18 protein-coding genes, 1 other RNA gene and 1 riboswitch are annotated in these 20,786 nt (G+C 62.4%); of the genes, 8 read left to right on the top strand and 11 right to left on the bottom strand.

The genetic code is table 11. The features are described 5' to 3' along the window. Positions 1-41 precede the first annotated feature (41 nt). The 3 genes from JOE60_RS11675 (at position 42) to ssrA (ending at position 2,469) form a co-directional block, all read left to right on the top strand. The gene (locus JOE60_RS11675; protein WP_167263084.1) at positions 42-1,457 is read left to right on the top strand and encodes a M23 family metallopeptidase; all 1,416 of its coding nucleotides are present in this window, start codon (positions 42-44) and stop codon (positions 1,455-1,457) included. A gap of 64 nt (positions 1,458-1,521) precedes the next feature. After that, positions 1,522-1,992, top strand: a complete 471-nt coding sequence (smpB, locus tag JOE60_RS11670; protein WP_167263082.1) for an SsrA-binding protein SmpB — start codon at positions 1,522-1,524, stop codon at positions 1,990-1,992. Positions 1,993-2,100: 108 nt separating this feature from the next. Continuing rightward, positions 2,101-2,469: a transfer-messenger RNA gene (ssrA, locus tag JOE60_RS11665) on the top strand. Positions 2,470-2,556: 87 nt separating this feature from the next. Here ssrA and JOE60_RS11660 read toward each other — a convergent pair. After that, entirely contained in the window at positions 2,557-2,931 is a 375-nt protein-coding gene (locus tag JOE60_RS11660) for a hypothetical protein (protein ID WP_239528854.1), read from the bottom strand. 37 nt (positions 2,932-2,968) lie between these two features. Between JOE60_RS11660 and JOE60_RS11655 the strand changes: the two genes are divergently transcribed. Next, positions 2,969-4,387: an MFS transporter gene (locus JOE60_RS11655; protein ID WP_167263080.1), complete on the top strand. Its 1,419-nt coding sequence runs from the start codon at positions 2,969-2,971 to the stop codon at positions 4,385-4,387. Between the two features lie 15 nt (positions 4,388-4,402). Here the strand turns inward: JOE60_RS11655 and JOE60_RS11650 are convergent, their stop codons facing one another. From JOE60_RS11650 to JOE60_RS11620, 7 genes are all read right to left on the bottom strand, one after another. Next, the gene (locus JOE60_RS11650) at positions 4,403-5,116 is read right to left on the bottom strand and encodes a metal-dependent transcriptional regulator (RefSeq protein ID WP_167263078.1); all 714 of its coding nucleotides are present in this window, start codon (positions 5,114-5,116) and stop codon (positions 4,403-4,405) included. 9 nt (positions 5,117-5,125) lie between these two features. Further along, positions 5,126-5,956 (bottom strand): class I SAM-dependent methyltransferase, encoded by an 831-nt coding sequence (locus tag JOE60_RS11645; RefSeq protein WP_167263076.1) that lies wholly within the window; start codon positions 5,954-5,956, stop codon positions 5,126-5,128. Positions 5,957-6,093: 137 nt separating this feature from the next. Then, positions 6,094-7,488 (bottom strand): aminotransferase class V-fold PLP-dependent enzyme, encoded by a 1,395-nt coding sequence (locus JOE60_RS11640; protein ID WP_167263074.1) that lies wholly within the window; start codon positions 7,486-7,488, stop codon positions 6,094-6,096. A gap of 33 nt (positions 7,489-7,521) precedes the next feature. Next, positions 7,522-7,635: riboswitch (SAM riboswitch) on the bottom strand. Positions 7,636-7,808: 173 nt separating this feature from the next. Next, the gene (gene hisN / locus JOE60_RS11635) at positions 7,809-8,621 is read right to left on the bottom strand and encodes a histidinol-phosphatase (protein ID WP_167263072.1); all 813 of its coding nucleotides are present in this window, start codon (positions 8,619-8,621) and stop codon (positions 7,809-7,811) included. Positions 8,622-8,675: 54 nt separating this feature from the next. Continuing rightward, complete coding sequence (gene rsgA / locus JOE60_RS11630) at positions 8,676-9,791, bottom strand: ribosome small subunit-dependent GTPase A (RefSeq protein ID WP_167263070.1); 1,116 nt, start codon at positions 9,789-9,791, stop codon at positions 8,676-8,678. 2 nt (positions 9,792-9,793) lie between these two features. Next, positions 9,794-11,161 (bottom strand): 3-phosphoshikimate 1-carboxyvinyltransferase, encoded by a 1,368-nt coding sequence (gene aroA, locus JOE60_RS11625; RefSeq protein ID WP_167263068.1) that lies wholly within the window; start codon positions 11,159-11,161, stop codon positions 9,794-9,796. 6 nt (positions 11,162-11,167) lie between these two features. After that, positions 11,168-11,683, bottom strand: a complete 516-nt coding sequence (locus JOE60_RS11620) for a DoxX family membrane protein (protein WP_167263066.1) — start codon at positions 11,681-11,683, stop codon at positions 11,168-11,170. A gap of 181 nt (positions 11,684-11,864) precedes the next feature. On the opposite strand from JOE60_RS11620, the gene JOE60_RS11615 reads away from it, so the two are divergent. Further along, positions 11,865-12,668: a sigma-70 family RNA polymerase sigma factor gene (locus tag JOE60_RS11615; RefSeq protein WP_167263064.1), complete on the top strand. Its 804-nt coding sequence runs from the start codon at positions 11,865-11,867 to the stop codon at positions 12,666-12,668. Further along, a complete protein-coding gene (gene rsrA / locus JOE60_RS11610; protein WP_167263062.1) occupies positions 12,665-12,925 on the top strand; it encodes a mycothiol system anti-sigma-R factor in 261 nt (86 codons plus the stop codon). Before JOE60_RS11615 ends, rsrA begins: the two co-directional genes overlap by 4 nt. Positions 12,926-13,020: 95 nt before the next feature. Here rsrA and JOE60_RS18590 read toward each other — a convergent pair whose 3' ends face one another. The 3 genes from JOE60_RS18590 to JOE60_RS11600 all read right to left on the bottom strand — a co-directional run bounded on the left by JOE60_RS18590 (position 13,021) and on the right by JOE60_RS11600 (position 17,737). Beyond that, the gene (locus JOE60_RS18590) at positions 13,021-13,095 is read right to left on the bottom strand and encodes a 50S ribosomal protein bL37 (protein ID WP_369299106.1); all 75 of its coding nucleotides are present in this window, start codon (positions 13,093-13,095) and stop codon (positions 13,021-13,023) included. Positions 13,096-13,207: 112 nt separating this feature from the next. Then, positions 13,208-13,807: a GDSL-type esterase/lipase family protein gene (locus tag JOE60_RS11605; RefSeq protein WP_167263060.1), complete on the bottom strand. Its 600-nt coding sequence runs from the start codon at positions 13,805-13,807 to the stop codon at positions 13,208-13,210. A 144-nt stretch (positions 13,808-13,951) separates the two neighbouring features. Beyond that, positions 13,952-17,737, bottom strand: coding sequence for a multifunctional oxoglutarate decarboxylase/oxoglutarate dehydrogenase thiamine pyrophosphate-binding subunit/dihydrolipoyllysine-residue succinyltransferase subunit (locus JOE60_RS11600; protein ID WP_167263058.1), 3,786 nt, complete (start codon positions 17,735-17,737; stop codon positions 13,952-13,954). A gap of 492 nt (positions 17,738-18,229) precedes the next feature. On the opposite strand from JOE60_RS11600, the gene JOE60_RS11595 reads away from it, so the two are divergent. Both JOE60_RS11595 and JOE60_RS11590 read left to right on the top strand, forming a co-directional pair. Next, positions 18,230-19,579 carry a hemolysin family protein gene (locus JOE60_RS11595; RefSeq protein ID WP_167263056.1) on the top strand — a complete coding sequence of 450 codons (1,350 nt, stop codon included), beginning with the start codon at positions 18,230-18,232 and terminating at the stop codon, positions 19,577-19,579. Beyond that, the gene (locus JOE60_RS11590) at positions 19,576-20,649 is read left to right on the top strand and encodes a hemolysin family protein (protein ID WP_167263054.1); all 1,074 of its coding nucleotides are present in this window, start codon (positions 19,576-19,578) and stop codon (positions 20,647-20,649) included. The genes JOE60_RS11595 and JOE60_RS11590 overlap by 4 nt, the downstream gene beginning before the upstream one ends. The last annotated feature ends 137 nt before the right edge of the window (positions 20,650-20,786 follow it).

The following is a 20,786-nucleotide window of genomic DNA, read 5'->3' as shown; positions in this document are numbered from 1 at the left end:
CATCACCACACAGCAAGAGCACAAGCGAAGAAGGACTCCTGATGACCACGCTGGACCCGATCTCACTGCGTCGGCGCTTGGCGTCCGGCCAAGCCCGCCTGCTCGGCGGACTCTTGGCGGTTGGTTTGGCGGTAAGCCTTCTCGCCGGCGCTCCGCCAGCCAAGGCTGACAACCTTGAAGACCAGCAGGCTGCCCTGGAGGCCGAGGGCGCGCGCGTGCAGGCTTCCCTGGAATTCGTGGATGCAAACATTGCCAAGGCAGCCGGCGACCTGGTGGTCTACCAAGGCCGACTGCCTGGCGCACAACAGGCTCTTCTGGAAGCTCAGGGCCGCGTTGCCAGTGCCGTCAAGGAAGTTGAGGCCCTGGCTGCGAGGGTGGAGCTTGCCCAGCAGAACAAGGCCAAGATCACCGAACAGTTGGAAAGTGATAAGCAGAAGATCACTGACACCAAGAAACTGATTGGCCAGATTGCCTCCCAGGCCTACAAGTCCGGCGGGGTGCCCACCAACATTGCTCTCCTTTTCGGGTCCAGTGAAACCGGTAGCCTGACGGAGTCCATGGACCTCGCTGACCAGGCCATGCGCAGCCAGAACGCTGCGATGACCAAACTGACCCAGCAAAACGCCACCAACGTCAACTCGCAGGCCAGGCTTGTTGCGGTGGAGGAAGAAATACAGGACCTCAAGACGAAGGCAGACGCAGCCCTCGAACGTGAGAAGTCTGCACGCGACGACGCAGCCAGCAAGAAAGCCGAAGTCGACAAACTGATTGAGGACACCACCAGGCTCAACAGCCAGCTTCAGGCGGCCAAGCCCGGAATTGAGGCCAACCTTGCCCGCGTGAAGTCGGAGCAGAACACTGTTGCGGCCGAAATTGTGGAGCGCGACCGCAAGCTCAGGGAAGCATGGGAAGCGGAGCAGCGGCGCCTGGCGGCGGAAGCTGCTGCTGCGGCCGCAGCTGCGGCAGCGTCACAGGGCAAACCTGCGCCCCCGGAGCAGCCTTATGTTCCGCCGGCCGTTGGGTCGCCGTCGGCGTTTGGGCTGCGGCACCCGTTCGCGAGCTATGTCCCCATCACGTCCGGTTTCGGCTGGCGCGCGACGCCGCCCGGAACCATCGACTTCTATGGCACCGGCGGTTACATGCACACAGGCATCGACTTTGGTGCACCGTGTGGTACTCCCGTCTACGCGGCAGCAGCAGGTGAAGTCTTCAACTCAGGCTGGAACTCAGCCGACGGCGGCGGCTGGCGCGTCAAGCTTTCACACGGTGTGGTTCAGGGCAACTCGCTGACCACCATTTACTACCACAACAGCAGCATCGTGGTGGCAAACGGCCAGCGGGTCTCCGCCGGTCAGCTCATTGCCTACTCGGGAAGTACCGGCAACTCAACGGGCTGCCACGCCCACTTTGAGACCTGGCTGAACGGTGCGGCAGTGGATCCCATGAACCTTCTCTAGGTCCCGGGGTGTCCCCGGGCTGGCGTACACTGGTTCAAATCCGCATCTAACAAGGAGTTCCAACGTGCCCAAGGAAAGTGGCCGTAAGGTAGTGGCCACCAATCGGAAGGCCAGGCACAACTACCTCGTGCTGGATACCTATGAGGCTGGCATCGCCCTCATGGGTACTGAGGTGAAGTCCCTTCGCGAGGGCCACGCGTCCATGGTTGATGGCTTCTGCACGTTCTACAACGACGAGTTGTGGATGGAGGGCATCCATATCCCCGAGTACAACCAGGGGAGCTGGACCAACCATTCCGCGCGTCGTCGTCGCAAGCTCTTGCTTCACCGGGAAGAGCTGGACAAAATCTCGCAGAAGATCCGTGAGTCGGGATTCACCGTGGTGCCCTTGCAACTGTATTTCCTGGACGGCAGGGCGAAGGTAGAGATCGCGATTGCCCGCGGTAAGAAGGATTACGACAAGCGGCAGACCCTCCGGGAACAGCAGGACAAGCGTGAGTCATTGCGCGAATTGCGCGAACGCAACCGTCGCTGATCCGGCGGCCTGGTGCCCGGCGGGTTGGGAATTATTGGTGCCTCGCATGCGCTATAGTAAGTAATCCGATGGCAGCCGTGAGGCTTCGTCGGTTTGGTAACAAAATACGGGGATGATCGGTTTCGACGATGTTAGTCGCGACAGGTGAAGCGGGCCGAGGATGCAGAATTATCTCGTAAACGCTGTCTGCAAACCAATAAGTGCCGAATCTAAGCGCACTGACTTCGCTCTCGCTGCCTAAGCAGTAAGACAGTCCGTCAGCCCGGGGTTGCTATCGCCCCGGTTCCTGGCGTCATTTAGATAGCCACTGCTGTTTGCCTTCGTCATTGGGGTAAACGGGACTTTTAGATGACTGGGCCCGGATCAGCTACCTGTTTGCAGGATGGCTGGGGCCGAGAAAATCCGACGCAAACTGCGCCCGGAGAAGCCCTGACAACACGACATCGGACGGGGGTTCAATTCCCCCCATCTCCACCTGGAAAAGCCCCCGGATCAATGTGATCCGGGGGCTTTTTTGTGTCCCGACGCGGGGTGTCCCCCAAGGGCCCGTAACCGGTCAAGAGGTCAGTTCCGCTGCTCCGGGACGTCAACCACACCAACGAACCGGCTGCCAACGCCTTCGTATTCGCTCCGGACCTCACCCAGGAAAAGCTCCGGAAGCTCGCTGTTCCGGTGGGTTCCGCAGTACACGAACGAGAAATCGGGCCACCACTTTTTAGGGCGGACTGCTTCGGAGTAGCTGCATACCGCGCAGGTGAGGTGTACCCAAACAGGGCGCTTGCCGGTGCGGTTGGCCCGGGATTGCGCCAGCCATGCGGGGGGATTCTCCTGGAGGTCCCGTAGTTCCGATTCCGTCATTCGGGTAGGTATGCCGTGGCGTTGGGCCATTTCCATCGAAATATCCAAGGCCAATGCGGCGTCACGTCTGCTGATCACCATTCAACGATACGGGACATGCCCGGCGTAGGCTGGGCACATGACCGACAGAGCGGCTCTTCCGGCAAGCACACCGCTGCAAAAGCGCGTGCTGGCGGTGGCAATAGTGGCCTCGTTCATTGCCATCCTGGATGGGTTTGTGGTGAATCTCGCACTCCCGGCCATCGGCAGGGAACTGGGCGGGGGTTTGGTGATCCAGCAATGGGTGGTGGACGCTTACCTCCTCACGCTGGGCGCCCTGATCCTGGTGGCCGGCTCGTTGTCCGACCATTTCGGCCGGGCGAGGATCCTTGAATGGGGATTGGCGGGCTTTGCTGTGACGTCGGTCCTCTGCGGTTTGGCCTGGACCGGTGAGGTTCTGGTGATCTCGCGTGCGCTGCAGGGCATCGCCGGCGCACTCCTGGTGCCGAGCTCACTCGCCATGATCATCTCCGCGTTCTCCGGTCCCGCCCAGTCCAAGGCGATAGGGCAGTGGTCGGGTTGGACCAGCGCCGCTGCGATCGTGGGACCGCTGATCGGGGGAGTCGCCGTGGACATGCTCTCGTGGCGGGTCATCTTCTTTATCAATGTGGTCCCCGCGGTGGCGATCTGGCCGTTGCTTGCGGGCCTCAGGTCCAGTGACGCTGCCCGCGACAGAAGCAAAAGGATCGATTACCCCGGGGCACTCCTTGCCATGGTGGGCCTGGGCGGTCCAGTGTTTGCATTCATCGAACAAGGCCGAGTGGGGTGGGGGAGCGCTCTGGTCTGGGTGCCGCTGGCCGTGGGGGTGGCGGCATTGGTGTTGTTCCTGATCCACGAAAACCGGACGCGCCAGCCCATGCTTCCGCTCCAGCTGTTTGGCATACGGAACTTTGCCTGGGGAAATGTGGCCACCCTGGCCATCTACGGCGGGATTTCCCTGGGGTTCTTTGTCTTGGGAATCTACCTGCAGCAAGTAGGTGGGATGGGGGCGACTGTCGCCGGCATTGCTTTGCTGCCCAGCACAGTGATCCTCATGCTCCTCGCGTCGTATTCCGGAGGGCTGGCGGGCAAATATGGTCCGCGGTGGTTCATGACGGTGGGACCGCTCCTGTGCGGGACAGGCTTCCTGATGTCCCTGGCAGTGGACGAACCCTTGAACTACTGGACCCAGGTATTGCCTGGGCAGATCGTTTTCGGAATCGGCCTGGCCACGCTTGTTGCGCCTCTCACCGCAGCGATCCTGGGCGCGGTTCCCCCGGAGGAAGCTGGAATAGGATCAGCCGTGAACAATGCCGTGGCTCGCATTGCCGGCCTGATTGCCATTGCTTTCGCCGGAGTGATTGTTGGCCCGGTTTTCTCAGGAGCGGGGCTCCGGAACGCACTGCTTGTCACGGCGGCCTTGTTCTTCCTGGGAGCGCTGGCCTCAATGGTGGGGATCAGGAATCCGCCCCGGGAACCCACGCCGTCGGCCGGGACTGCCGCTGGGGTTCAAAACTGACGACGGCGGGTCCGTTCAGGAAGCGGGAAGCACACAACCCGGGTGGGTTCCTGAGCTCTGGACCCACAACGCGGACGAGACTTCATCGGCGAGGTCGAACTCCCGGCCCTGTGAAGGGTTGCCGATACGCACCACCAGGGCACCACCGAAGGGCTTGCGTCCCAGAATCTCGATCGGAGCGTCCAAGGCTATTTCTTCGGTGGCCAGGTAGCGAAGCAATTCCGGGTTCTCGTCACTGATTCTGGTGATGCGGCCGGAATGTCCCTTGTCCAGTTCAATCATTTGATAGGCATGCGGGAGATCCACTGTGCCGTCCGCCGCGGGAATGGGATCGCCGTGGGGGTCGCGCAGTGGATGGCCGAGCTTGGCAGACATCCGTTCGATGAAGGTGTCCGACACAGCATGCTCCAGCATCTCGGCTTCATCGTGGACCTCGTCCCAGCTGTATCCGAGTTCCTCCACCAGGTAGGTTTCCAGGAGCCTGTGCCGTCGCACCATGGCGAGGGCAAGCTGCCGCCCTGATTCCGTCAGCCGGATGGCGCTGTAGGGCTGGTGGTTGACCAAGCCTTGGTCCTTGAGCTTACGGACCATCTCCGAAACCGAGGAGTTCGCTACACCCAGCCGCTGGGCAAGCTGGGAGGAGGTGATGGGCTTGTCCTGCCACTCCGTGAAGGAGTAGATGACCTTGACGTAGTCCTCTATCGAGGAGGAGGGCGTACTGGTCTTCACGTCACCAGCCTACCGTGGGGCCGTCCGAACCACTTTGCGGGCCCGCCAGGTTTGCGTCAAATAGGGCAAAGGAACGGTGTCCCCGGGAGCGTGTCTCAGGTGTTCGTACAGGTACCATTCCAGGTTTCCCAGCACCTTCTGGCGTGTAGCCTGATCCGCGCGGAGGTAGTAGCTGCGTGATTTGGTGAGTTCCATGATGGCTTCTGGTGTCAGGCGGTCCTCCCAGCGCGTATGGTGGCTTTCCAGATCGGTGAATTCCGGGCCTGTAACCGGCCTGAAGCCAGGTTTGTGGACATCACCGGCGTGCATGATCCGGGACAACCGGTGCACCCAGGGAATTGAGGTGTCCAGCTGGTTCCAGATCAACCCCAGGACACCTTCAGGGGACAGGATGCGTGAGAGTTCAGTGCTTGCAGCCAGCGGATCGCACCAATGCCAGGCTTGGGCAACGCTGACGACGTCGAATGTTGAGTCCGTCAGGCCAGTTGCCTCGGCCGTGCCCTCGCGGGCGTCCACCTCGGGGTACGCCGAGCGCAGTTGCTCCAGCATGTCCCGCGAAGGGTCCACCGCGGCTACGGTCAATCCGCGTTCAACAAGAAGGGCGGTAAACTTTCCGGTGCCGGCGCCGATGTCGGCTGCCGATGAGGCCCGGGCAGGGAGCAACCAGTCAACGGAGTCTGCCGGGTACCCCGGCCGGACACGGTCGTAGTGCTCGCCGCCATCCTGGAAGCTCCGGCCGAGTTCGTGCCTGCGGCCAGCCTGCAACTTCGGGCCCTTGGGCCCAGCCGGGCCGGGTACTGACCCGACGCCCTTCGGTGCCTTCGGTGAACTGCTGGCCACGCGGATCTCCTTCGCAGGGTGTAAAAGCAAACCCTACGAATTTACCGCAGTGCCGGCCGTTCCACCCCGGGTCGCACGTGCTTGGTCGCACACGCTTGGTCGCACGTGCTTGATCGCCCGAGCTTAATCGCCCGCGCCTAGTCGATGGTGCAGGGAGCGGCGCCAGCGGTTCCCGGAGTGTTCGGTGCCCAGTCCGGGTAGCTGCGGTGATCATTGGCAGGAACCCAGCGGCCCTCATCCACCACGTAATCCCAGCCGAGGCCGTCCACTGTCAGGGCTTCGATGCCGGCCAGAAGCCTGGAGGCATCCTCCAGCCGTGAACCCACGCCGAAGCTGGCGCGGAGCGAGCCCGAGGGCAAACCCAGCCGCTTGAGCAGGGGGTGGGCGCAGAAGCGGCCGTCGCGAAGGCCCACTCCATGTTCCGCTGCCAGATAAGCGGCCACCAAACCGGCGTCGAATCCCTCCACCGAGAAATTAACAACGCCAATGGTGTCCGTAGAGTCGCTGAAGATCTGGTGCACCGTGACGCCGTCCAGGGCTTCCAGTCCGGCTACCAGGTAGCTGCGGATGGCGGCTTCGTGGGCGTGCCATGCTCCTTCGTCCAGAGCGGCCAGGACTTGCGTTGCACGGGCCAGGGTTGCTGCGCCAAGAACGTTCGGCGAACCACCCTCGTGGCGGGCGGGACCGGTGGCCCAGCTCACCGAATCCAAGCGGGCCTCACGTACTGCCCCGCCGCCGGCCAAGTGGGGTGTTCCGGCGTCGAGCCAGTCAGGACGGCCCACTACGACTCCGGCGCCAAAGGGTGCGTACAGCTTGTGGCCGGAGAACACCACATAATCCACGTCTGCCTGCGCGATGTTGATGCGACGGTGTGGCGCCAACTGTGCCGCATCCACCACAATCCGGGCGCCGTATTGATGCGCCAGGGCGGCCAACTCCGCGATGGGCAGAATTTCGCCGGTGACGTTCGACGCTCCCGTAACGGCCAGCAGGCTCACGCCGCCCTGGGCCAGCTCGGCCCGGAGGTTGGCTACCGTCTCCTTCAGCGTCTTGGCTGCCACGACGCTCCTGTGGGGCACAGCCTGCCAGGGGAGAAGGTTGGCGTGGTGCTCAATGTCGAGGTAGAGGACGTCGCCTGCAGGTTCGCCGTCCACCAGGGGGAGGCATCCTGCCAGCAGGTTCAACGAGTCAGTGGTGTTGCGGGTGAAGATCACTACGTCATCAGCGCGGCCGCCCACGAACTCGCGCACGATGTTCCTGGAGTTCTCGTAGACGGATGTACTGATCTGCGACGCAAATCCAGCACCACGGTGGACGCTTGCGTAGTAGGGGAGGACCTCGTTGAGGTAAGCCGACACGATGGTCAGCGCCGGAGCCGAGGCTCCATAGTCCAGGTTTGCGTACCGGACGTGTCCACCCTGGATCAGTGGCGCCTGCAACTCGGCGCCTGTGACGGCCGCCAGTGGGCGCGCAGCAGCAGTGGTGAATGCAGCAGCGGAAGGGATCGGGGATTTAATCGTGGCAGTACTCATCAGACCTCATTCAAGAGGGACGCCCGCAAGGGGAATCCGCGCTTGCCGCATCCGTTCCGGACCGGCCGGGTCGTCACCCGGGGCACCCCACCGCGAATGGAGGGTTGCCGGCCAGCAAACCGGGGTTTAGCGCTGGCACTCGTGACCTGTAAAAAAGATTAGGGCACTCCCGGGAGCTGTCAAAAGCCGGGGGTAAATGTTAAGCCCATTGTTACGTTGGGCCTGATGTGAAGGATCTGGCGAATAAACGAACGGCGGCAGGGCCGAAAAGGGCCCAACCGCCGTCGAATATTCAGTAATGGTTCCAAAGCCGGGTTCTCTTAGAGGAGGTCATCCACTGCCGGATTGAGCCGCTTGAGGACCTCTGAGTGGAGAATCGAGTTCGTGGCAAGTGCGTTGCCCCCGAAGGGTCCGTCTTCGCCTTCCAGGGACGTGAAGCGTCCTCCGGCCTCCGTGACGATGGGAACCAGCGCCGCCATGTCGTAGAGGTTGAGCTCGGGCTCGCAGGCGATGTCGACTGCTCCCTCCGCAACCAGGCAGTATGACCAGAAATCGCCGTAGGCACGTGTACGCCAGATATCCTCTGTGAGCCCTATGAACTCATCGAGGTTGCCGCGTTCCTTCCATCCGGACAGGCTCGAATATGACATGGAGGCATCCGCCAGGGAGGACACATTCGAGACCCTGAGCCGGGTGGCCGAGGCCAGGGAGCGCCCCATATAGGCGCCCATGTCCTTGGCGGCCCACCAACGTTTACCCAGGGCCGGAGCGCTGACGACTCCCACAACCGGCTCGCCTTCGTCCACCAGTGCGATCAGGGTTGCCCATACCGGCACGCCGCGCACAAAGTTCTTGGTTCCATCTATGGGATCGATGATCCAGCGGCGCGAACCGTGGCCGCTGCTGCCGAACTCCTCACCGAGGACGGCATCACGGGGACGGGAGCGGGACAGTTGCCCGCGGATTGCTTCCTCTGCCGCCTTGTCAGCGTCGGTGACCGGGGTCAGGTCCGGCTTGGTCTCGATCTTCAGATCCAGCGCCTTGAAGCGATCCATGGTCTGCGCATCGACGGAATCGGCCAGGACGTGGGCCAGGCGCAAGTCATCGTTGTAGGTGGAAACGGGTTGGGTCATGCCACCAAACTATCCTGAAACGCAAGGATCAGGGGGAGGTGCGGCCCGTAACCATCAGTTGACGGTGCCGAGTTCCTTGGCTTCCTTGGCTTCCAGGCGCGGATCGGCTCCGAGCAGGCGGCGGAGGGACGCCAGCCGGGCCGGACCTGAGGGGCCCGCATGACCATCGGCCACCCAGGAGTCCAAGCCGCAATTGATGGCCGTGGCGTCGTGCTTGCATCCGCGTTCGCAGGTCTCGGTGCCAGGCTCCAGATCGGGGAAGGAATGCAGGATCCTGTCCGGGTCCACATGTGCCAGGCCGAAGGACCTGATGCCCGGCGTGTCAATGATCCAGCTTCCGGAGGGAGCATCAGCCAACTTCAACGCCAAGGCTGAGGACGATGTGTGCCGGCCACGCCCCGTGACGGCATTGACGCCTCCGGTTGCCCTCTCAGCGCCGGTCAGGGCGTTGACCATGGTGGATTTGCCCACGCCGGAGTGTCCCAGCATGACCGTTACCTTGCCGCCCAGGTGTGAGCGAAGCTGGCCCACGGCGTCCCTGTCCAATCGTGCGGAAAGTCCGTCGTCCGATCGGGCATCAATACCGCCGGCCTCTGAATTCGCTGTCCGGCTGATGATGACGGGGAAGTCCAGGCTCAGGTAGTTGGCCAGCAACTCGGTGGGGTCCTTGACGTCCGCCTTGGTGATGAGAAGCAGTGGTTCAATCCCGGCGTCGTAGGCTGCCACCAGGGCCCGGTCAATGAATCCCGTCCGTGGTTCAGGGTTGGCTGCGGCCACCACAATGACCAGTTGATCGGCATTGGCAACCACAACGCGTTCGATCGGATCGGTATCGTCAGCGCTTCGGCGCAGCAGCGTGCGACGTTCCTCCACCCGCACCAACCGGGCCAGCGTGTCTGCGGAGCCGGATACGTCGCCCACCAGGGCTACAAAATCTCCGGGAACCACCGGATTCCGGCGCAGCTCACGGGCGCGGGCGGCGATGATGACCCGCTCGTCGGATGTGTCCTCGTCAACCACGGCCCTGTACCGCCCACGGTCCACTGTGATGATCCTGCCTATGACGGCATCATCGTGGCTGGGGCGGTCCTTGGTGCGTGGCCTGGAACCTTTTTTGTTGGGCCTGATCCGGACATCGGACTCGTCCCAGGAACGTGCATCGCGACCCATGACTACTTGCCGGCCTCTTCCTCGCCCGTGGACTGGAGCATCCTCATCCACATCTCCGGGAAAGCGGGCATGGTCTTGGACGTGGTGGCGATGTCCTCAACCTCTACGCCTTCCACGGCAAGGCCCAGAATTGCTCCGGCGGTGGCCATCCGATGATCAGCGTAGCTGTGCACCACCCCGGCATGGAGTGCGGCAGGACGGATGATCAAGCCATCAGCAGTCTCTTCCGCATCCCCTCCCAAGCGGTTGATCTCAGCCACCAGGGCGGCGAGGCGGTCAGTTTCGTGGCCCCTGAGGTGGGCGATGCCGGTCAAGCGCGACGGACTGGTTGCCAGGGCGCAGAGCGCCGCCACTGTGGGGGCCAGTTCCGACGTCTCGTCAAAATCCGCGCCGTTGATAGTGGGGCCGCCCGTGACGGTCAGGGTTCCGTTGTCCAAGGAAACCGTGGCACCCATCTGGGCCAGGATGGAGCGCCAAAGGTCGCCCACTTGTGTTGTGCCCGTGGGCCAGTTGGGAATCCGGACGGTTCCGCGCGTTGCCAGCGCGGCCGCCAGGAACGGGCCCGCATTGGAAAGATCCTGTTCAATCCGCTGGTCGAAGGCTTTGATGGGACCGGGCGAAACCCTCCAGTGGTTGGGCACGGAATCGTCCACCTGAACGCCCACGCTGCGCAAAACAGCCACCGTCATGCTGATGTGGTCCAGGCTGGGAACGGGCTTGCCTACGTGCTCCAGGTGCAGTCCCTCGGTGAAGCGCGCGCCCACCAGAAGCAGTGCGGAGACGAACTGGGATGACGCACTGGCATCGATCACCAAGTGGCCACCGCGGACTGCGCCGGTTCCGTTGACGCTGAATGGAAGGGCCGACGGCGCCCTGCCGCCTTCAGCGGCGACAGGGACGCCCAGCGCCAGCAGTGCCTCGATGATGGTCCCCATGGGCCGGTTACGGGCGTGCGGGTCACCGTCGAACAGGGTGGTGCCTTGACGCAGGGCGGCCAACGGCGGAACAAAGCGCATCACGGTTCCGGCCAGGCCACAGTCAATGGCAGTATCACCCTCAGGCGCGTCCGGATCCAAGGGGGTGATGTGGAGGTCGGGACCGTAGTCGCCATCTCCGGGTACTTCGCTGATGCCGGCACCCAACTTCCGCAAAGCCTCGATCATGAGTGCTGAATCACGGGAGTGGAGGGGCGCCCGCAACACCGAGGGACCGTCAGCCAAAGCTGCCAGCACAAGGAAACGGTTTGTCAGCGACTTGGAGCCGGGCACTGTCACCGTTGCGTCCACCGGGCCTGCAGCATACGGTGCGGGCCACAAGGGCAGCGTGGTTCCGGGGGGCAAATCGGTGGTTGCGGGGGTGGTGCCTGTCATTCTTGCTTATGCTCCAACTGCGTTGTCTACGGCCTTGCGTACTGCTTTGTCGGCGCGCTTGATCTTCTTGCCAGTAACCTTTTTGGCATCGGCGGCGAGGTGCTCGGCGCGCCAGGCAATGCTGGGACGTCCGGCGGTGTCGACGGAAGCAAGCAGGACGCCACCGGTGAGGGAAATGTTCTTCAGCAACCGCATCTTGCGGGCGGAGCGGGCTTCCTTGGTGCTGATGTCTGCTGCGCGCCACTCAACGTAGGAGTTGAGGACAGAGGTGACGGTCAGGACCGTCGCAGCGAAGCGGGAGAGCTTGCCCAGGCCCAACAAGGCACCCGCCCCCAACTGGGCTCCACCGAGGACACGCGCGAGGGTCTTCTCGTCGGCTTTGAAGGGCAGTGATTCGGCGGCGCGTCGGAGAACCGGCGAAAGTTGCTTCGCAGTGTCGTCCGCATTCCGTAGCTTGTCCAGACCTGCCACGACAAAGCTGGACGCGAGCATGGGCCGCGCGAGAAAACGGATAACAGACATGTGTTGCCTCCTGGATGGCTTGCCGCACTGTTCTATCAGGGTGTGTTTCACGCCGGTGCAGTCTGCTCTAGTCTTGCATCTTTGCGGAATATTTACCCAGCAGCAGCCGTTGTGAACATCAGGCGCGGCGGAGACCGTGCCGCGGCATGGTGTTGCCGCTTCGCTGAACGGAGTTGATTTTTTGACTTTGGTAAAGGACCGCGCGGTTCTGCTTGAGCCCACGTATGGAACGCAGTCGGATTCACCCAAGCTGACAGTAGACTTGGCAACGATGAGCACCATTGAACCGGCCGCAGCGGCCATGTATGAAGCAGCCGACTCGTCCGCCGATGTCCAGGCGGAGGCGCCTGCCGCCGTCGACGTCTCCGAGGAGACGGCCGAACAGCGGCGTGCGCGATTCGAGCGGGACGCCATGCAGTACGTGGACCAGCTGTATTCAGCTGCCATGCGGATGGCGCGGAACCCTTCTGATGCGGAGGATCTGGTTCAGGAGGCCTACACCAAGGCATTCTCGGCGTTCCACCAGTACAAGCCCGGCACCAACCTCAAGGCGTGGCTTTACCGCATCCTCACCAACACGTACATCAACCTGTACCGCAAGCGTCAGCGCGAGCCGCTGCAATCCAACTCGGACACCATCGAGGATTGGCAGTTGGCCAAGGCTGAGTCCCATACTTCAGCGGGGTTGAGGTCCGCCGAAGCCGAGGCGCTGGACCACTTGCCGGACTCCGATGTCAAGAATGCCTTGCAGTCCATTCCGGAGGAGTTCCGGCTGGCTGTGTATTTTGCTGACGTTGAAGGTTATGCGTACAAGCAAATTTCAGAAATTATGAACACTCCCATAGGCACAGTGATGTCGCGGTTGCACCGCGGCAGGAAGATGCTGCGGGACATGCTGGCGGATTATGCCGCCGAACGGGGCTTCAAGGCCCAAACCGATGATCAGGCCACGGCCGGAAGCAACAATCAGGAGAAAGCGAAATGAGCGACTGCCAGGGATTGGGCGATTGCGACGATACACGGATGCAACGAATCTACGAGTACCTCGACGGTGCGTTGACACGCGAGGACCTGACGGAGATCAAGCAGCACTTGGACAACTGCGGGGAGTGTGCCGAGCAGTATGACCTTGAGTGCCTCATCAGGACCATGGTGAAGCGTTCCTGCACGGAGTCCGCGCCGGAGAACCTCAAGACGTCGATTCTTGACAGGATTCACTCCATCAAGGCCGTTGACGCCTGACTCGTCCTGAACCCTTGCTTTAAATGCGATGGACCCGGAAACCACAAGGTTTCCGGGTCCATCGCTTTTCAGGCATGTGACGCTAAGCCGCTGGCTTAGGTGTTGGGGCGCTTGCCGTGGTTCGCGCCGCCACGCTTACGGTCACGACGCTTACGTGCACGCTTGCTCATAGCTGGCCTCCTTCAAAAGATAGATACTCAATAAAGCTGCCCTCCAGTTTCGCACACCCGGGTGCTGCGCCGCGAACCGGGCCGGTTGCTGCGCCTCCTGGTCCAAGAGGTTTTACTCCGGCTGGGCTATGTTAAGCCACTGGAACCAGCCGCGGTGCAGGACCAACCAGGCGATCAGCCCATAGCCCGCCTGCCCGGGGGTTCCGCCGTTGGCAGAAAGGTCCGTCCGCCATTGCTCGTGGTTGAGCAGGGGCGAGAACGTGTCCACGTAGTGGTGGTTGCGCCGCGTGGTGACGTCGGCAAACGCCGTGTTGAGCTCTGCGAGCCGCTTGTTGCGTGCGGGATCCAGAGTGGGCGGCGGGCCCACCACGAAGACCTCCACGCTGCTGTGGGAGGCGCCGTCCAGGATGTTGGCCAGGTTAAGGCGGCTGCGGGCCGTGGACAGTCCGAACTCAAGGTCGCGGCCGGACAGTCCAATCACCAGGCGGTTTTCATGCTGGTCACTGAAACGCCTGCCCGCCTCGTCCTGCCAGCGTGCAGCCAGCCCCTCCGTGCCTTCCATGGGACAGGGGAGTGCGAAACTTTCCACCGTAACGGTGTCCTGGGGTGTGCGGGCCAATACTCTTCCGAGCCAGCCCAGCGCACGGGGATCCCCCAGGCCCGCGAGCAGTTCATCTCCTACAGCCGCGATTCGCAGCTTCCTGTCTTCCACAGTTACCTCTTCACACTCGTTACGGTCCTTGCTGGTCCTGGATCACCACCGGGTACCTGTCCCGTTACCGGGTACCTGTCCCATTAAACAGAACTGCCCGGTCTTCGGTGCGCATAGCGCGCCTCCGACCGGGCAATTTTGCAGTTACTTGTGGTCGAACGCCTGCTTGATCAGGGTGTCCTGCTCGGCAGCGTGGCGCTTCATGGACCCTGCGGCGGTGGAAGCCGACGCGGGACGCGATACCAGTCGCAGCTTGCGGTCCAGTTCAGGGGCCAGGTTCAAGCCCATGAACGGCCACGGTCCCTGGTTCGCCGGCTCGTCCTGCGCCCAAACGATGTCAGCGTTGGGGTACTTGGCCAACTCGGCATCAATCTCGGCCTTGGGCAGCGGGTAGAGCTGCTCAACGCGGACAATCGCCGTGGACGTATCTCCGGACTTCTGGCGGTTGGACAGGAGGTCGTAGTACAAGCGCCCTGAAACCAGGATCACGCGCTTGACCTGGTCAGCTTGAACCTCCGGATCGGCAATGACCGGGCGGAAGCCACCATTGGTGAAATCTTCGACGGCGGACGCGGCGCCCTTGAGGCGCAGCAGCTGCTTGGGAGTGAAGATGATCAGCGGCTTGCGCGGACGGCTGTAGGCCTGGCGGCGCAGCAGGTGGAAGTGCGACGCTGCCGTGGTGGGGTTCGCAACGATCATGTTGTCCTCGGCACACAGCTGGAGGAAACGCTCGATGCGGGCCGACGAGTGGTCCGGTCCCTGGCCTTCGTAGCCGTGCGGGAGCATGAGGACCAGTGAGGAGCGCTGGCCCCACTTCTGCTCGGCGGAGGAAATGAACTCATCAATGATGGTCTGGGCGCCGTTGACGAAGTCGCCGAACTGGGCCTCCCACAGCACCAGGGCATCCGGGCGCTCCACGGAGTAGCCGTATTCGAAGCCCATGGCCGCGTATTCGGAGAGCAGGGAATCGTAGATCCACAGCTTTGCCTGGTCATCGGTGAGGTTGCCCAGGGGCAGCCACTCATTGCCGTTGGCGCGGTCGTGGAACACGGCATGGCGCTGCACGAAGGTTCCACGGCGGGAGTCCTGGCCGGCCAGGCGCACGGGGACGCCTTCCATGATCAGCGAACCGAAAGCAGCGATCTCGCCGAAGCCCCAGTCGATGCCACCCTCGCGTGACATCTGCTCACGCTTCTCCAGCAGCTGCTTGAGCTTGGAGTGAACCGTGAAGCCATCCGGGATCTCCACGTGCGCCTTGCCGATCCGGGCAAGGGTTTCCGCCGAAATGGCTGTGGAGGCAGGGGAGTTGGTGCCGAAATCGGACTGCTGGGCGATGGGACGCTCGATGTCCGACACTGCTGCGGAATCCGCAGTGATGATCGGGATCGGGGATGTCTGTGCAGCATGGGTCTCGGCGAACACGCGTTCCAGGCGTTCCTGGTAGTCGCGCAGCAACTGCTCTGCTTCTTCCTCGGTGATGTCACCGCGGCCGATGAGGGACTCTGTGTACAGCTTGCGGACCGACCGCTTGGCCTCGATCAGGTTGTACATGAGCGGCTGGGTCATTGAGGGGTCGTCGCCTTCGTTGTGACCACGACGGCGGTAGCAGACCATGTCGATGACAACGTCCTTGTGGAAACGCTGACGGAACTCGTAGGCGAGCTGGGCTACGCGCACCACGGCCTCGGGGTCATCGCCGTTCACGTGGAAGACCGGTGCCTGGATCATCTTGGCGACGTCCGTGGAGTACGTGGACGAACGCGACGAGGAAGGCGCAGTGGTGAAGCCGACCTGGTTGTTGACGATCACGTGGATGGTGCCGCCGGTGCGGTAACCGCGCAGCTGGGAGAGGTTCAGCGTTTCCGCCACCACGCCCTGGCCTGCGAAGGCGGCATCGCCGTGGACCATGATGGGCAGGACCGGGAAGGACTCGCCCTGGTCAAGGCGGTCCTGCTTGGCGCGGACAATGCCTTCAAGCACGGAGTCCACGGCTTCAAGGTGCGACGGGTTGGCTGCAAGGTAAACCTTGGTCTGCTTGCCGTTGTCCGAGGTGAAGGTGCCTTCGGTGCCCAGGTGGTACTTGACGTCGCCGGAGCCCTGCACGGAGCGGGGATCCTGGGTGCCTTCGAATTCGCGGAAGACCTGTGCGTAGGTCTTGCCGGCGATGTTGGTCAGAACATTCAGGCGGCCGCGGTGTGCCATGCCGATGGCAACTTCGTCCAGGCCGTCGTCGGCGGCGTCGGAGATGACAGCGTCCAACAGCGGAATCAGGGACTCGCCGCCTTCGAGAGAGAAGCGCTTCTGCCCGACGAACTTGGTCTGCAGGAACGTTTCGAAGGCCTCGGCAGCGTTGAGCTTGGAGACGATCCGAAGCTGCTCTTCACGGCTGGGCTTGGAGTACGGGTGCTCCAACTGGTCCTGGAACCATTTACGCTCTGCGGGTTCCTGGATGTGCATGTACTCGATGCCGGTGGTGCGGCAGTACGCATCCCGGAGGACGCCGAGGATGTCGCGGAACTTCAGCATCGGCTTGCCACCGAAGCCGCCGGTGGGCCATTCGCGGTCCAGGTCCCACAGCGTAAGGCCGTAGGTCAGGACGTCGAGGTCCGGGTGCTTCCGCTGGACGTATTCCAGCGGATCGGTGTCGGCCATCAGGTGGCCACGGACGCGGTAGGAGTGGATCAGCTGCTGGATCCGGGCGACCTTGTTGATCTCGTCAGCCGGATCCACCTGGAGATCGGGGCTCCAACGCACGGGCTCGTACGGAATGCGCAGGGCTTCGAAGATCTCGTCGTAGAAGTTCTGGGCGCCCAGCAGGAGCTGGTGGACCAGCTTCAGGAACTCGCCGCTGCCTGCACCCTGGATGACGCGGTGGTCATAGGTGGAGGTCAGGGTGAGGATCTTGCTGATGGCGTTCTGGGCGATGATTTTCTCGCTGGCGCCCTGGAACTCTGCCGGGTAGTCCAACGCGCCGACGCCGATGATGGCGGCCTGGCCCTTGGACAGACGCGGCACCGAATGAACCGTGCCGATTCCACCCGGGTTGGTCAGGGACACGGTGGTGCCTGCGTGGTCGTCCGCAGTCAGTTTGCCGTTGCGGGCCCGCTTGATCAGGTCCTCATAGGTGTGCCAGAACTCGGCGAAGTCCATGGTCTCGGCCTTCTTGATGTTGGGAACCATCAGGAGGCGCGTGCCATCGGGCTTGGGCATGTCAATGGCGATGCCGAAGTTGACGTGTGCGGGCTGGACTGCACTGGGCTTGCCGTCGATTTCGTCGTAGTAGACATTCATCGAGGGGAACTGGGAGAGGGCGCGCACCACGGCGTAGCCGATCAGGTGCGTGAAGGACACCTTGCCGCCGCGGGCACGGGCAAGGTTGGAGTTAATGACAACACGGTTATCGATCAGCAACTTGGCCGGAACAGCGCGGACACTGGTGGCCGTAGGCACCTCAAGGCTGGTGACCATGTTGGTGGCGATGGCCTTTGCCGGACCGCGGAGGACGGAGACGACGTCTTCCTCTGGTGCAGTGGGGGCCTTGTTGCTCTTGGGCAGCTGAGCCGGGATGGGCTGGGTGGCGTTGCCTCCGGCGGGCTTCTTTGCGCCGTCGCGGGCAACCGTCGCCGGGGCCTTTTTGGTGGGGGCAGGTGCCGCAGGCGCAGCCTCCGCGGGGGCTGCCGGCGCCGGTGCCGGTGCCGCGGGGGCCTTGGCCACTACGGGAAGTTCCTGGGTTGGGGGATGGGCAGCTGCTGGGGCTGCGGTGGTTCCGTTGGAAGAAGTGCCGTCAGCGGAACCGAAGGATTCGAAAAGCGGCCACCACTTGGCGTCGACCGAATTCTTGTCCTGTTGGTACCGCTCGTACAGTTCGTCAACGAGCCACTCGTTTCCGCCAAATTCCTCTGGTAGACGGTGGCTGGGCTGCTCTGGCACTTGAAATACGCCTCTTCCATGAGTGATGTTTTCCCGCTGGCCAAAGTTGCTTTTCCGCAACAATGGAACAGGCTCCGGGTCCCGCGAACTCGGACCTCTGACAGTCTAGTTAGGATCGTTGGTTAACTGCCAATAGTGGTGACCTAAATCATGTTCGCATGGACTTGCGGCCCGGATGGGGGCGATGCTGGCAGGGATGAAGTCCGTTGATTAAGCGCGGCTCCGGGTGCGGACTGTAGACTGAAAGTCTTATGGACAGTAAATCTAGGTGCCGGCCTGGGAACTGTCGGGGGAGCCACAATGGCACCTCCGCACAGCGTGCCCGTCGAGCCGGCAATACCCGTTCACATGCCCATCACGCGCCGGCGCTTGCAGCCGGTGGTTCAGCAGGCATCGCGTCTGCCGGACCCGACCAGCCTCCGCCGGGACCAGGTCCTTGGGCGAAGGTACCATTCCTCCTTCACGTGCCCATCACAGGAGTGATGCGCTGACATGGAATGGTTGCTTCTCCTTGCCGGTTTCGCCCTGGTACTGGGCACCGGCTTTTTTGTAGCAGTTGAATTTTCCCTTGTGGCCCTGGATCAATCCAGCGTTCAGAGGGCCGTGGACAGCGGCGATCAGGGGGCGGCTCCGCTCCTGAAGTGCCTGAAGTCCCTCTCCACCCAGCTCTCCAGCTGCCAGTTGGGCATTACGCTCACCACACTGCTGACAGGTTTCGTGATGGAGCCGTCGTTGGGGCAGCTCCTCCTGGGCCCCCTGGGTGCGGTGGGCATCCCCGCAGAGGTCACCCATTCAGTGGCGTTGATCCTTGCCATGGTGATCGCAACCCTGTTGTCTATGCTGATCGGCGAGCTGGTTCCCAAGAATATGGCCATCGCTTTGGCTTTCCCGCTGGGTAAGGCGCTTGCCCGGCCCCAGCTCATGTTCACTGCCGTCTTCAAGCCGGCCATTGTTGTGTTGAACGGTTTCTCCAACAAGGTGCTCAACATTTTCGGCCTTGAGGCCAAGGAAGAGATTTCCGGAGCCCGGACCCCGGCTGAGCTGGCGTCCTTGGTGCGTCGTTCCGCCGAACTCGGAACCTTGGATGCGGGAACTGCGAATTTCGTAGCCCGGACGCTGAACTTCTCGGGCCGGACGGCTGCGGATGTCATGACACCCCGTATCCGCATGGAGACCATTGATGCAGACCAGCCCGTGGCCGACATCCTCGATGCCGCCAGGCGGACCGGGTATTCCCGCTTTCCGGTCATTGGCGACTCGACCGATGACATCCGCGGAGTTGTGCACGTTAAGAAGGCCGTTGCTGTGCCTTCCGAGCGGCGCGCCAAGCTGGAGGCCGGTGCGATCATGACCGATGTCCTGCAGGTGCCGGAAACCATCCACCTGGACGCACTCCTCTCGGAATTGCGCGAGGGAAACCTGCAGCTCGCAGTGGTACTGGACGAATACGGCGGAACGGCAGGCATCGCCACCCTGGAGGACCTCGTTGAGGAAATTGTGGGTGAGGTTGCCGACGAGCACGACAAAGTCCGCCCGGGTGTGCTGCAGAGCGCTTCCGGTGACTGGTACTTCCCGGGTCTGCTGCGTCCGGACGAAGTCTCCGAGCAGATACCGCATCTCACGGTGCCCGACGAGTCCGCTTACGAGACTGTGGGTGGATACGTGATGAGCCAACTGGGGCGCATCGCCAAAACCGGTGACGTGGTGGAGACCGGGACCGGCACCCTCACTGTCACCAGGATGGATGGCCGGAGGATCGACAGGATCTGCTTCCACTATGTAGAGGCAGAGACCTCGCCGTCCGATGCCGAACCGGCCAACCATGAGGCAGGTGCCCGATGAACGACTGGGCAGGCATAGTGTGGCTGGTTGTTCTCCTGATCGGCAACGCCTTTTTTGTGGGGGCGGAATTTGCGGTGATGTCGGCGCGAAGGAGCCAGATCGAACCGCTTGCTGAAGCGGGATCGAAGCGTGCGCAGACCACTCTGCGGGCCATGGAGAACGTTTCCTTGATGCTCGCTTGTGCGCAGCTGGGTATTACCGTTTGCTCCCTCCTGATTCTGCAGGTTGCAGAACCGGCGATCCACCACCTGTTGGCGGAGCCGCTGGAGATGGTGGGCGTGCCGGTGGAACTGGCGGACGTAGTTGCTTTCGCCATTGCGTTGCTCGTGGTGACGTTCCTCCACGTCACTTTCGGCGAGATGGTTCCCAAGAACATCTCCGTCTCCGTGGCAGACAAGGCGGCGTTGCTGTTGGCCCCGCCGCTGATGTTCATTGCCCGCGTGGTGAACCCCATCATCTGGTCCCTCAACTGGTTGGCCAACCACATCCTGCGGTTGATGAAAATCGAACCCAAGGACGAGGTCTCCTCATCGTTCACCCTCGAAGAGGTCCAATCCATTGTCCAGGAGTCAACCCGCCACGGATTGGTGGATGACGACGCAGGACTGCTGACCGGAGCCTTGGAGTTTTCGGAGCATACGTCCGCGCACATCATGGTCCCGCTGGACAAGCTGGTGGTCCTCAGGACGGCGTCCACGCCGGTGGAGTTGGAGAAAGCGGTCAGCCGCACAGGTTTCTCCCGCTTCCCCATGGTGGACGACGACGGCGAACTCGCCGGATACCTGCACGTCAAGGACATCCTCTCCATTCCGGAGGAAGGCCGCAGGCATCCCATAGCCGAGGGGCGCATCCGTTCACTGGCGAACCTTTCCCCGGATGACGAGATCGAACAGGCGATGTCCGTCATGCAGCGGACGGGATCGCACTTGGCGCGCGTGGTGGGACCCAAGGGCGACACCCAGGGCGTGCTGTTCCTTGAAGATGTGATCGAGCAGCTGGTGGGCGAGATCCGTGATGCTACCCAGGCCACCGGCATCCGCCGGTACGGTGCACAGCAAGTGGAGCAGTAACCCTGGCATAGCAGGCTGGAAACTCTGGCGTGGACCGTTGACGGTCCGCGCCAGAGTTGTCTCTAAATAGGAATGATTCCCAATTAGGGATACACTCGGATCTGTCAGTAATTGTTTTTGATTCTCATTGTGAGTAG

The sequence above is a fragment of the Paenarthrobacter ilicis genome (genome assembly GCF_016907545.1).
Lineage (GTDB): Bacteria > Actinomycetota > Actinomycetes > Actinomycetales > Micrococcaceae > Arthrobacter > Arthrobacter ilicis.
The sequence above is the reverse complement of the archived record's forward strand: the minus strand, read 5'-3'. Positions and strand labels throughout refer to the sequence as shown.